Here is an 11,842-nt window from a genome sequence, read left to right on the forward strand (position 1 = left end):
CGCACAGTGTTCACGCAGCGTCGCTAACAGAGGCGCGCGAACCGTAATATCGCTTGAGGCAACATGAGCAACGACGTTGACTTCGATCTTTCGCCGGATCAATGGGAAGCACTTCGTACACTTCGCAATCCGGCATCGAACGGTCGCCCCTCGAAGGCCTACCTCATCGAAAGCCTCGTCACGCTTGGCCTCGTCGTCATCAATGACGGCTTGCCGGAGATGACACCGACCGGACGCAGAGTGCTCGTGCGCGGCTCAAGCCGACTGCTCGATCTCGTGGCGTGACGAATCCGGCCCTGCGCAGCGCGTCGGCAGGATCGCCTGAAAAATCATCTTTTGCTCTCTGCCGAAATCGGATTTGCTTTCCTTAAGAATACGGCACGCAGGATGCGGCGAGGGAGCTGGTCATGAACGGGCTTGGTGGATTGAACAAATCGCCTGAGGGCGTCGTCATCGGGCTCGTGCAGCTGCAGTTGCCGAACGTCGTGACCCCTGCCGATCTGGCAAGGCAGACCGAGCGAATCGTCTGGATGGTCGGCAAGGCGCGCCGCAATCTTTCCACCATGGATCTGGTGGTCTTCCCCGAATATTCGCTGCACGGCCTCTCCATGGACACCAATTCCGAGATCATGTGCCGGCTCGATGGGCCCGAGGTCGCGGCCTTCAAGAAAGCCTGCATCGACAACCGAATTTGGGGCTGCTTCTCCATCATGGAGTTCAACCCGCACGGAAATCCCTATAATTCCGGCCTGATCATCGACGACCACGGCGAGATCAAGCTCTACTACCGGAAACTCCATCCCTGGATCCCGGTCGAGCCGTGGGAGCCCGGAGACATCGGCATCCCCGTGATCGAAGGGCCGCGAGGCGCGAAGATCGCGCTGATCATCTGCCATGACGGCATGTTCCCGGAAATGGCGCGGGAATGCGCCTACAAGGGCGCGGAGATCATGATCCGCACCGCCGGCTACACTGCACCGATCCGCGAAGCCTGGCGCTTCACCAATCAGGCCAACTCGTTCCAGAACCTGATGGTCACCGCCAACGTCTGCATGTGCGGCTCGGACGGCTCGTTCGATTCCATGGGCGAAGGCATGATCGTCAATTTCGACGGCAGCGTGCTGGCGCACGGCACGACCGGTCGCGCCGATGAGATCGTCACCGCCGAGGTGCGGCCCGATCTGGTACGCGAGGCCCGCATCAATTGGGGCGTGGAGAACAACATCTACCAGCTCTGGCATCGCGGCTATGTCGCGGTGAAGGGCGGCGCAATGGATTGCCCCTACACTTTCATGCAGGACATGGTCGCGGGCACCTACCGCCTGCCATGGGAGGACCAGATCAAGGTCACTGATGGCACCTCCTGCGGCTTCCCGGCACCGACGCGGATGTTCGGCAAGGTGGCGAAGGCCGCGGAATAGACCAAGTTGGCGGAGACAAGCCCCGTTCGCCGTCAGTCATTCCACTGGAGCAGCGGCGTTCCATACGCCCTCCTCCAGACCGACAGGAAACGCGGAAACCAGGAATGTGCCACCGCGCCCTTGTACGCCCAGGTGCGGTATTTCAGGCCCTGCTCCGAGATCAGCTCCTGATAGCCGCCGTGAACTTCGGTCGCCGTGCGAATGTCCTTCAGTATTCCCTGCGCGCAGGCCCGGTAGGTATCGCTCCCCGAGGCTTCGTCATAGTCCAGCATGCGATCCGCGAACTCGACGTTGAACGTCGGCCATGAGGAGCGCCCCTGATAGGCGGGCGCTGCAATCTTGTGGATCATCTTGGTCCGAGGATTATCCGCCGACACCAGGAAGTGGAACGTGCTGGGAATGCGAAACCGCGGCTCGGCGATGACCAGATCCGTGGTCGCAGCGAACAGCGCCCGTTCGCTCGCCTCGTTCATATCCCAAAATCCGCGATGCACGCTGACGAAATCCAGCGCGACCGAGGATGCCGGCGTGCCCGCCCGACCATCCAGGGAATGCCTGATATAGCCGTCCTTGCCGAACAGGCGGAGCAGGTCCTGCTTGTACTGCGCGAGGTCGCGCCCAAGCAGCCGCTTCAGCTCGATCTCCTCGACGACTCCGAGCTGCACGCCCCAGACGAACGTCGTGTAGACGCAGGCATTGGTGACGAAACGCCTGCGCTCGGCGCGAGTGTCCGTTGCCGCAGAGCGCGGGCCACGAGCGTCGCACAGCAGATATCTGGTGCCGCCGTCGTCGAACGGCTCCAGCTCGCTCGCGAGCTGGAGAATCGCCCGCTTCAGGTCATCGCCGTATTCGGCGAGCAGCAGGCGGCCGGCATGCGCGCATTGCGACATCGCCAGATAGGACGACGCCCTCTCCTCGACGGAGATCATCTGCCGGAGACCGGCGAGAATGCCGAGCAGCGTGTCCGAGGGCCGCGAGAAATAGTTCACGCCGAGATACCGGCCGCGTCCCGCCGGCACGATGGTCGTGGTGACGACATTGGCGCGGACCGCCTCGAGCAGCAGGCGCACGCTCTTCTCGAGCAGCCGCACCCGCCGCACCGCGTCCTGCGAGTCCATGATGGTCTCGGGATCGAGCACGTCGGGATAGAACCAGGCGAAGTCGCGCGGATAATAGGCGGAGGCGTGGGGCGCGCCGGTGACGAGGAAAGCCTCGGTCACGGAAAAGGCGCTGTCCATCGAGTGCCGGTAGAGGTCCTCGATGGCCGACAGCGAATGATGCGACTTTCTCAGGAATCGATCACCGAGAAAATTGACCGCCTGTAGCGCGTTGGCGACGAGGGACGCGGCCGCACCCCGATAGAACCGGTTTCCGCGATGTGATGGAAAAGAAATGTCGCTGTTCATGGATGTCGGTCGGCCGTGGTCTCGATGATGGCAGTCACCATTCTAATGGTGTCTGATTCGTATCTCTATCCGGTGACTTGCGGGCTCGAATTGCCTTCCCGTGGCCTGAAATTCTCGACCACTCGCAGTAACACCCGCGCGCCCGCGTCGGCATCGGCGAGCTCGACATGCTCGTCGGGATGATGGCTGACGCCGCCACGGCAGCGGACGAAGATCATGCCGACATCGGCAATGTCGATCATCGCCATGCCGTCGTGCCCTGCCCCGCTCGGCAGTTCGAATGCGGCGAAGCCTTCGGCGGCGATCGCCTGCGCGAACTGATCCTTCAGCCAGGTCGCGCAAGGCGCCGTGCGGTTCTCGTGGGTGACGTCGAGCTGGAGCATCAGTTGCCGGCGCCCGGCGATCGCCTCGATCTGGCGGACGATTTCGGCGACCGCGCGCTTGCGATGCATGTCGGTCGGCGCGCGCATATCGATGGTGAACGACACCTCGCCCGGAATGACGTTGGTCGCGCCGGGCGTGGCGTGGATATATCCGACGGTGCCGACCAATCCGTTCGCGTCCGCGCGACAGAATGCTTCGATCGCGCCGATGCATTCGGCAGCCCCGGTGAGCGCGTCGTGGCGAAGTGCCATCGGCACCGTGCCGGCATGCCCGGCCATGCCGGTCAGCCGCGCGGCAAGCCGTGTCGCGCCGGCGATCGCGGTGACCACGCCGACCGGCAGGTTCTGCGCTTCAAGCACCGGCCCCTGCTCGATGTGCAGCTCGAGATAGGCGAGCAGCTCGCGCCGCGTCCGCGCGGCTGCGCCGATATGATCGGGGTCGAGACCGAACGCAATGAGCGCATCACGCATCGACACGCCGTCGCGATCGCGCGTGTTCAGAACGCTCTCGTCGAATGTGCCGGCCACCGCACGGCTGCCGAGGAGCGTCGAGGCGAAACGCACCCCCTCTTCGTCGGCAAAGCCCACGACCTCGATCGCGAAGGGCAAGCGCTTGCCGCGGCGGTTGAGGTCCGCGACGCAGGCGATCGCCGTGATCACGCCGAGCGGCCCGTCCCATTTGCCGGCGTCGCGCACGGTGTCGTAATGCGAGCCGAGCATCACGCAGGGCGCACCTGGCTGCTCGCCTTCATAGCGGCCGCAGACATTGCCGATCGCATCCAGATGCGCACTCATGCCGGCCTCGCGCATCCAGCTCAGGATGAGGTCCGCAGCCTTGCGCAGCTCCTTGCTGAGATAGACGCGGGTGAGCTTGCCGGCCCCTTCCGAGATCGCGCTGAGTTCGTCGATGCGGCTCACGATCTGTTCGCCGAACGATGTCCTCTGAGCAGCGTTACCAGCGTCCATCTCGGCGGGCTTCCCATCTCGCGGGACGACGGCGGTCCCGATGACAATCGATACAAGTTCGGTACCAGCGAAAATCGCATCCGGCGCCGTCTCGATCCACGCGTGGTTAGCATGAATGCGCGCGAGCGGCCGACAGTCCCAACCCGCCGTGCACACACGCGAAACAGTTAAGAGTGCTTAACTCCATTGCATACAACGGGGAATAACTGCCCACAAATTAAGCTGTCGCCTTGCTGATGAGGATTCGGGCAACACTCAAAACAAAACAATATCAAATATTTAACATCTGACGAGCACTCCGTGGCCTGTGGCACGAAGCTTGCGACACTTCCCCCCAGGCTCCGTCAGACCGGCGGTAGCCGCGAGATCAAGGCGGGCATCCGCCCAAGGGGAGCAAGCAATGGATTTTGGCAGGATTTCACGACGTCATTTGTTGCAAGGCGGTGCGGCCCTGACCCTCGGCGCTGCCGCCGGCCTCCGCCCCGCTTTCGCGGCTGAGACGACCATCGGCTTCATCTATGTCGGCTCGCGCGACGACTACGGCTACAACCAGGCCCATGCGCAGGGCGCTGCCGCCCTGAAAAAGATTCCCGGGCTCAAGGTCGTCGAGGAAGAGAAGGTGCCGGAGACCGATGCGGTCGAGAAGACCATCGAGTCCATGATCAATCTCGACGGTGCGACCCTGCTCTTCCCGACCTCGTTCGGCTACTACAATCCGCATGTCACCAAGATGGCCACCAAATACCCGAAGCTGCGCTTCGAGCACTGCGGCGGCCTCTGGAGCGACAAGGATCCGAAGAACGCCGGCAGCTATTTCGGCTACATCGACGAGGCTCAATACATCTCCGGCATCGTCGCCGGCTATACCTCGAAGAGCGGCAAGCTCGGCTTCGTTGCGGCAAAGCCGATCCCGCAGGTGCTGCGCAACATCAACGCCTTCACCCTTGGCGCCAGGCTCGCCAATCCCAAGGCCACGACGCAGGTCATCTTCACCGGCGACTGGTCGATGCCGGTCAAGGAGGCCGAGGCCACCAACAGCCTGATCGACCAGGGCGTCGACGTGCTCACCTGCCATGTCGACGGCCCCAAGACCATGGTCGAGAACGCCGCGCGCCGCGGCGCCTTCGTCTGTGGCTACCACACCAACCAGTCACCGCTCGCGCCGAAGGCCTATCTCACCGGCGCGGAGTGGAATTGGGAAGCGCTGTATCCGAAATTCGTGAAGATGATCGCTGGCGGCGAGAGCATTCCGAACTTCTACCGCGGCGGCCTCAAGGAGGAGATCGTCAAGACCTCGCCGTATGGTGAAGCTGTTTCCGCCGAAGCACGCAAGCACGCCGACGAGGTGAAGGCCAAATTCCTTTCGGCCGAGGGCTACGCCATCTTCAAGGGCGGGCTGGTCGACAACAAGGGCAAGACGGTGATCCCCGCCGGCACCGATCGGGGCCAGAAGGATCCCGAGCTGGAAAAGATGGACTACCTCGTCGAAGGCGTGCTCGGAGCGACTTCGTGACGACCGAAGCTGCGGATTCCCCTGGTGCGGCCGGAGCGATTTCCCCGGCCGCCGATCCCGGCTTTCTCCAGCGCCACGGCGCGACGATCGAGTACATCCTCATCCCGGCCGCGGCGCTCGTCGGCGCGCTCGTGGTCTTCGGCATCTTCGTGGCGATGTCCGGCAAGAATCCGTTCGATCTCTATTTCTACATGTACTACGGCGCGTTCGGCACCTGGTTCTCCTGGCAGAACACGCTCACGCGCGCTGCTCCCTTGATCCTAACGGCACTCTGCACCGCGCTGCCCGCGCAGCTCGGCATGGTCATCATCGGCGGCGAAGGCGCGCTGCTGCTCGGCGCGCTGACAGCGACCAGCGCGGCGCTTGCGCTTCAGAGCATGCCGCCGCTCGTCGTGCAGATCGCCATGGTCTGCGCCGGCGTGGCCGGTGGCGGCTTGTGGATCATGCTATCGGGCGGCCTGCGACAGTATCGCGGCGTTAACGAAACGATTTCGAGCCTGCTGCTCGTCTACATCGCGCTCGCGATCCTCAATCATCTCGTCGAAGGCGCAATGCGCGATCCCGCCAGCCTCAATAAACCATCGACGCGCGAGATCGGCGCCGCCAACATGATCGGCACCATTCCCGGCACCGACGTGCATTGGGGCCTGGTGTTCGGGCTGGTCGCCGCGATCGCCGCCTATATCCTGATCTATCACACCGTGTTCGGCTTCGCCGCGCGCGTCGCCGGCGGCAACATACGCGCCGCGAAGATCGTCGGCCTCGGCGTCAACAAGCTGATCCTGACCATCTGCTTCCTCGCCGGCGGCGCCGCCGGCCTTGCCGGCATGATCCAGGTCGCCGCCGTGCAAGGGCGCACTAATGCCAATCTCGCGGCGGGTTACGGCTTCACCGGCATTCTCGTCGCCTTCCTCGCCCGGCAGAATCCGCTTGCGATCATTCCGGTCGCGATCCTGCTCGGCGGCATCAGCGCCAGCGGCGGCCTGCTGCAACGCCGCCTGGGGCTGCCCGACGCATCCGTGCTGGTGCTCCAGGGCATCATCTTCGTCTTCGTGCTGGCCAGCGATGCGCTTTACGGCCGCATCGGATCCTGAAGGGAAAATCCTGATGGCAGACGGATCGATCGGACTCTGGACCGTCCCGCTGGCCGTGCTCGGCGGCGCCATTCGTGTCTCCACGCCCTTCCTGTTCGTCAGCCTGGGAGAATGCATCACCGAGCGTTCCGGCCGCATCAATCTCGGCCTCGAAGGCACGCTGGTGATGGGCGCGATGAGCGCCTACGGCATCTCCTATCTCTCGGGATCACCGTGGCTAGGCGTGCTCGCCGCCGGCATCACCGGCGCGCTGCTGGGCGCGCTCCACGCCGGCATCTGCTCGTTGCCGCGCGTCAACGACGTCGCAGTCGGCATCGCCTTGATGCTGTTCGGCACCGGCCTTGCCTTCTACCTCGGCAAGCCGTTGATCGAACCCACCGCGGCGCGCCTGCCCGCGATCGATTTCGGCTGGTGGAGTGACGTTCCGCAAGTGCGCGCCGCACTGCGCATCAACGTCCTGTTCCTGATCGGCGTCGCGCTCGCGCCGATCCTGTATTGGGCCTTCCGCACCACGCGCTGGGGCCTCTTGATCCGCACGGCCGGCGAGAGTGCGGACGCCGCGCGCGCGATGGGCCATTCGGTGCTGCTGATCCGGCTGCGCGCGACCATGGTCGGCGGCTTCCTCGCCGGCATCGGCGGCTCGTTCCTGTCGCTGTTCTATCCCGGCAGCTGGAACGAAGGCCTCTCCTCAGGCCAGGGCATCACCGCGGTCGCGCTCGTGATCTTCGCGCGCTGGGATCCCCTGCTGTGCCTGTGGGCCTCGCTCGCCTTCGGCGGCGCTGCGGCGCTGGGGCCGGCGCTGCAATCGGTCGGAATCACCTCCGGCTATCACCTCTTCAACGCTGCGCCCTACATCCTGACGCTGGCGATCATGATCATCACCTGCTCGCCGAAACGCACGCTGACCGGAGCCCCGGCGGAATTGTCGATCACACGCTAGAGAGCAACATCATGCCCGAGCGCTACATCAAGTCCGAGCCCTATGCCTGGCCCTATAACGGCGACCTCCGTCCCGAAAACACCGCGCTCGTCATCATCGACATGCAGACCGATTTCTGCGGGGTCGGCGGCTATGTCGACAAGATGGGCTACGACCTCACACTGACGCGGGCACCGATCGAGCCGATCAGGAAGCTACTCGATGTGATGCGCAAGCAGGGCTTCCACATCATCCATACCCGTGAAGGCCACCGCCCCGATCTCTCCGATCTTCCCGCCAACAAGCGCTGGCGCTCGCGCCAGATCGGCGCCGGCATCGGCGATCCCGGTCCCTGTGGCCGCATCCTGGTGCGTGGCGAACCCGGCTGGGACATCATCCCGGAACTCGCCCCGCTGCCGGGCGAGCCGATCATCGACAAACCCGGCAAGGGTTCGTTCTGCGCCACCGACCTGGAGCTGATCCTGCGGGTGCGCGGTATCGACAACATCATCCTCACGGGGATCACCACCGACGTCTGCGTTCACACCACCATGCGCGAGGCCAACGATCGCGGCTTCGAATGCGTGCTGCTGCACGATTGCTGCGGTGCGACCGACAAGAGCAACCACGACCATGCGCTGAAGATGATCAAGATGCAGGGTGGCGTGTTCGGCGCGGTCTCGACCTCCGACGCCATCATTGGAGCGATTTCGTGATCATTGGCGAAACACCGCCGCCGTCCGGCGCGTTCGGCGTCGATGCCATCGCCATGACGATGCGCTTCGGCGACTTCCTGGCACTCGACAATGTCGAGCTGAAGGTGCGGCCAGGCTCGTTTCACGCGCTGCTCGGCGAGAACGGTGCCGGCAAGTCGACCCTCGTCAAATGCATCATGGGATATTATCACGCAACCGAGGGCGACATTCTCGTCGGTGGCCGCGAGCAGGCGATCGCCAATCCGAAGGACGCTCACGCGCTCGGCCTCGGCATGGTCTACCAGCACTTCACCCTGGTGCCGGCAATGACGGTCGCCGAAAATCTCGTGTTGGCGCGCGACGACGTGCCCGCGGTGGTGAACTGGCCGAAGGAGATGAAGGAGCTCGAGGCGTTCCTGGGCCGGATGCCTTTCAAGGTGCCGCTCGGCGCGAAGGTCTCCGACATTTCCGCAGGCGAACGGCAGAAGTGCGAAATCCTCAAGCAGCTCTATCTGAAGCGCCGCTTCCTGATCCTGGACGAGCCGACCTCGGTGCTGACTCCGGCGGAAGCCGACGAGGTGCTCGGCATGCTCCGCGACATGGTTGTCAGGGGCGAGCTGACCATCCTGATGATCACGCACAAGTTCCGCGAGGTCATGGCCTTCGCCGACGACGTCACCATTCTGCGCCGCGGCAAGCTCGCCGGTCACGGCAAGGTCGCCGAGCTCACTCCCGATGCGATGGCGCGCACCATGATCGGTGCCGAGGAGCTGACGGTGCAGCCGCCGCGCACCGGCGAGACGGGTCAAGCCAGGCTCGAGCTGCAGAAGCTCCGCGCGCTCGACGATGCCGGTGCCGTCGCCGTCCATGACGTTTCGCTCACTGTGCGCGCCGGCGAGATCGTCGGCATCGCCGGCGTCTCCGGCAACGGCCAACGCCAACTTGTCGAGGTGCTGGCCGGCCAGCGCGAGGCCGAAAGCGGCGAGATCTGTGTGGCCGGCGATCCCTACAGCGCCAGCCGCGAGGAGATGCGGCGCCACAAGATGTCGCTGCTGCCCGAGGAGCCGTTGAAGAACGCCTGCGTCGGCGGCATGAGCGTTGCCGACAACATCGCCTTCCGCGAATTTGACCGCGCGCCCTTCGCCAGCGGCGGCTGGTGGCTCAATCGCGGCGCCTTCCGCGACGACGCCAGGACCAAGATCGCCCAGTACAAGATCAAGACCCGCACGCCTGATACCCCGATCTCTGCGCTGTCGGGCGGCAATGTCCAGCGCGCCGTGCTGGCCCGCGAGCTCGCGGGTGACGTCGAGGTGCTGATCGCAGCCAATCCCTGCTTCGGCCTCGACTTCGCGGCGGTCGCGCAGATCCACGCCGAGATCATGGCCGCGCGCAACCGCGGCGCGGCGGTGCTGCTGGTCAGCGAGGATCTCGACGAATTGCTCGAGCTATCCGACCGGCTGGTGGTGATGTTCCACGGCGAATTCGTGTATGAAGCACGGACCAGCGAAGCCGACCTCACCGTGGTCGGCCGGCACATGGCGGGACATTGAGCGTGGAGGAGCTATGGACGGCGCATCCGAGCGGGACGAGCACTTCCTGCGCCTGTCCTTCGCGGTCGCCCGCCGCTCCCTCACCCATGGCAATCATCCCTTCGGCTGCGTCGTCGTCGATGCGGATGGCAAGGTGCTGATCGAGACCGAGAACGGCTACATGCCGGATCACGACGGCACAGCGCATGCCGAGCGCCTGGCCGCGACCCAGGCCTGCCGCTCGCTTGGCCGCGAGCTGTTGGCGAAGGCGACGCTCTATTCCTCTGCCGAGCCCTGCGCGATGTGCGCCGGCGCGATCTACTGGGCCGGCATCGGCCGCGTGGTCTACGGACTCAGCGAACACCGCCTGCGCGGCATCACGGGTAACCATCCGGACAATCCAACGCTCGATCTTCCCTGCCGCGAAGTCTTTGCCAGCGGGCAGCGGCCGACTGAAGTTGTCGGACCATTGCTCGAGGACGAGGCCGAAGCGCTGCACGACGGCGCGTGGACGAAGTAACAGTACATCCTGCGAGATGACGCCGCGGAGGGTTGACGCGGCGTCATCGTCATCTGAAGAGCGTAGGGTGGTTAGAACTTCACGGTGATGCCTGAGTAGAGCGAGGACTCGGTGCAGGCGCCGGTGCTCACCCTCCCGCCACCGACAGGCGTGGTGCAGCCGACAGCGAGGTTGTGATCGAGGCCGAACTTGTTCTGCCAGTAGCGGTAGGCAACCCAGACGTCCACGAAGTGGGAGTATTTGTCTCCCCAAGCTGCCTTCGAGGCATCGAAGGTCAGACGGATGGGTTCCGAGTTCAGCTCGACGGCCGTGTTGTACACTCCATTTGCCGGGCTGTAAGGAAGCGGCTCGGTGTCAGTCCCCTTCTTGCCATACCAGCCGGCGCGGCCGCTGATCGAGAAATACTGCATGTTCGGCGGCAGGAAGCCGAGGTCCATGTAGTAATTGACCTCGACGGCCCAGGTCGGCTTGAACGACGTGTTGCCGTCCGCAAGACACGTCACGCCGGGAACGCCCGGACCGAACAGGCCGCATTGGCTGAAGGAGTTGTGGTTGGCGAACTCCCAATAGACCAGCGGCGCAACGTTGATGTAGCCCTTGTAGGGCAGGTCGAACGCGAATTGCAGGCCGCCCACGACGTCGCGCTTGGCAGCCCCGAAATATCTGTTCTCGGTATTGGCATCCATGCCGACCTCGAACGAGATGTTGCGTAGCGGGCCCATCGTGAAGGCCTTGGTGTTGAAGAGTTCATTCCAGCCGAACGTCGAGCGGAACAGGCCATAAATTTCGGTCGCACCGGCGCAGGATGCCGGCGCGCCGAAGATCGTGCCCGCATTGGTGCAGGGGCCTGCCGGGTCATTGTGATCCGACTTGAACATCGAGATGGTGAAGAAGTTCGTGCCGTACGCCCAGAGGTCGAAATGGGTGAACGAATAGACCTGCTTGGTGGTCTTGCTGTCGATCGAACCATCCGGCCGGAATGACCACGCGCCCGGCTGCGACGCGTCGAAGATGTACGAGAAAGTGACGCGGTTATCGATCACCAGGAAGAACGGAAGGTCAGCCGCCTTCTTGGCCGCCTTGACCGGCAGGTCCGCCGCATGACCTAGGCCACCGGCGGCCAGCGTAGCAAATGACAGCGCCGCTGCTGCCATTGCCGTGTAACGAAACGACATCCTGAATACCCCCAAGTCACGTAGGAATGAGAACGAGCCGTGGGTGCGACATTTGCGCCGATCTCCCGGGGCGAGAAGCCTCAACTTTTCACATGGCGTGCTGCTTGTTGCGGCAGGACGCCGCGCGTCACGGCGGAGATCGCAGCTTCCCCATACGCAGCGAATGCGCGAGCCTGGGATCGCTGTTGCCGAACACTCTGGATTGTTTCTATTCGGATTTT

Annotated in this window: 10 protein-coding genes and 1 pseudogene; 8 read left to right on the forward strand and 3 right to left on the reverse strand. The window is 64.0% G+C overall.

The annotated features are described in order from the left end of the window. The first annotated feature begins 63 nt into the window (after positions 1-63). A complete protein-coding gene (locus tag LPJ38_RS32535) occupies positions 64-285 on the forward strand; it encodes a hypothetical protein (protein WP_145629202.1) in 222 nt (73 codons plus the stop codon). A 122-nt stretch (positions 286-407) separates the two neighbouring features. Next, positions 408-1,421: a formamidase gene (locus LPJ38_RS32540; protein ID WP_145629204.1), complete on the forward strand. Its 1,014-nt coding sequence runs from the start codon at positions 408-410 to the stop codon at positions 1,419-1,421. Between the two features lie 32 nt (positions 1,422-1,453). On the opposite strand, the gene LPJ38_RS32545 is transcribed toward LPJ38_RS32540, so the two are convergent. Both LPJ38_RS32545 and LPJ38_RS32550 read right to left on the reverse strand, forming a co-directional pair. Beyond that, the gene (locus LPJ38_RS32545) at positions 1,454-2,827 is read right to left on the reverse strand and encodes a hypothetical protein (protein WP_145629206.1); all 1,374 of its coding nucleotides are present in this window, start codon (positions 2,825-2,827) and stop codon (positions 1,454-1,456) included. 65 nt (positions 2,828-2,892) lie between these two features. Further along, the gene (locus LPJ38_RS32550; protein WP_145629208.1) at positions 2,893-4,176 is read right to left on the reverse strand and encodes an allantoate amidohydrolase; all 1,284 of its coding nucleotides are present in this window, start codon (positions 4,174-4,176) and stop codon (positions 2,893-2,895) included. Positions 4,177-4,576: 400 nt separating this feature from the next. Between LPJ38_RS32550 and LPJ38_RS32555 the strand changes: the two genes are divergently transcribed. The 6 genes and pseudogenes from LPJ38_RS32555 to LPJ38_RS32580 all read left to right on the forward strand — a co-directional run bounded on the left by LPJ38_RS32555 (position 4,577) and on the right by LPJ38_RS32580 (position 10,446). Then, a complete protein-coding gene (locus tag LPJ38_RS32555; protein WP_145629210.1) occupies positions 4,577-5,689 on the forward strand; it encodes a BMP family ABC transporter substrate-binding protein in 1,113 nt (370 codons plus the stop codon). After that, a pseudogene (locus tag LPJ38_RS32560) lies at positions 5,686-6,797 on the forward strand (ABC transporter permease). The gene LPJ38_RS32555 and the pseudogene LPJ38_RS32560 overlap by 4 nt, the downstream one beginning before the upstream one ends. Next, the gene (locus tag LPJ38_RS32565; protein WP_145629215.1) at positions 6,797-7,723 is read left to right on the forward strand and encodes an ABC transporter permease; all 927 of its coding nucleotides are present in this window, start codon (positions 6,797-6,799) and stop codon (positions 7,721-7,723) included. Before LPJ38_RS32560 ends, LPJ38_RS32565 begins: the two are co-directional and overlap by 1 nt. 11 nt (positions 7,724-7,734) lie before the next feature. Continuing rightward, positions 7,735-8,418, forward strand: coding sequence for a biuret amidohydrolase (gene biuH / locus LPJ38_RS32570; RefSeq protein WP_145629217.1), 684 nt, complete (start codon positions 7,735-7,737; stop codon positions 8,416-8,418). Continuing rightward, positions 8,415-9,947 carry an ABC transporter ATP-binding protein gene (locus tag LPJ38_RS32575; RefSeq protein ID WP_145629218.1) on the forward strand — a complete coding sequence of 511 codons (1,533 nt, stop codon included), beginning with the start codon at positions 8,415-8,417 and terminating at the stop codon, positions 9,945-9,947. Before biuH ends, LPJ38_RS32575 begins: the two co-directional genes overlap by 4 nt. 13 nt (positions 9,948-9,960) lie before the next feature. Then, the gene (locus tag LPJ38_RS32580) at positions 9,961-10,446 is read left to right on the forward strand and encodes a nucleoside deaminase (RefSeq protein WP_145629220.1); all 486 of its coding nucleotides are present in this window, start codon (positions 9,961-9,963) and stop codon (positions 10,444-10,446) included. 71 nt (positions 10,447-10,517) lie between these two features. Here the strand turns inward: LPJ38_RS32580 and LPJ38_RS32585 are convergent, their stop codons facing one another. Beyond that, the gene (locus LPJ38_RS32585; protein ID WP_145629222.1) at positions 10,518-11,621 is read right to left on the reverse strand and encodes a hypothetical protein; all 1,104 of its coding nucleotides are present in this window, start codon (positions 11,619-11,621) and stop codon (positions 10,518-10,520) included. Between the last annotated feature and the right edge of the window lie 221 nt (positions 11,622-11,842).

The sequence above is a fragment of the Bradyrhizobium daqingense genome, assembly GCF_021044685.1.
Classification (GTDB): Bacteria; Pseudomonadota; Alphaproteobacteria; order Rhizobiales; family Xanthobacteraceae; genus Bradyrhizobium; species Bradyrhizobium daqingense.

Coding starts and splice junctions, on each gene's coding strand:
- LPJ38_RS32535 (WP_145629202.1), top strand. CDS start 64: ATGAGCAACGACGTTGACTTCGATCTTTCGCCGGATCAATGGGAAGCA.
- LPJ38_RS32540 (WP_145629204.1), top strand. CDS start 408: ATGAACGGGCTTGGTGGATTGAACAAATCGCCTGAGGGCGTCGTCATC.
- LPJ38_RS32545 (WP_145629206.1), bottom strand. CDS start 2,827: ATGAACAGCGACATTTCTTTTCCATCACATCGCGGAAACCGGTTCTAT.
- LPJ38_RS32550 (WP_145629208.1), bottom strand. CDS start 4,176: ATGGACGCTGGTAACGCTGCTCAGAGGACATCGTTCGGCGAACAGATC.
- LPJ38_RS32555 (WP_145629210.1), top strand. CDS start 4,577: ATGGATTTTGGCAGGATTTCACGACGTCATTTGTTGCAAGGCGGTGCG.
- LPJ38_RS32565 (WP_145629215.1), top strand. CDS start 6,797: ATGGCAGACGGATCGATCGGACTCTGGACCGTCCCGCTGGCCGTGCTC.
- biuH (WP_145629217.1), top strand. CDS start 7,735: ATGCCCGAGCGCTACATCAAGTCCGAGCCCTATGCCTGGCCCTATAAC.
- LPJ38_RS32580 (WP_145629220.1), top strand. CDS start 9,961: ATGGACGGCGCATCCGAGCGGGACGAGCACTTCCTGCGCCTGTCCTTC.
- LPJ38_RS32585 (WP_145629222.1), bottom strand. CDS start 11,621: ATGTCGTTTCGTTACACGGCAATGGCAGCAGCGGCGCTGTCATTTGCT.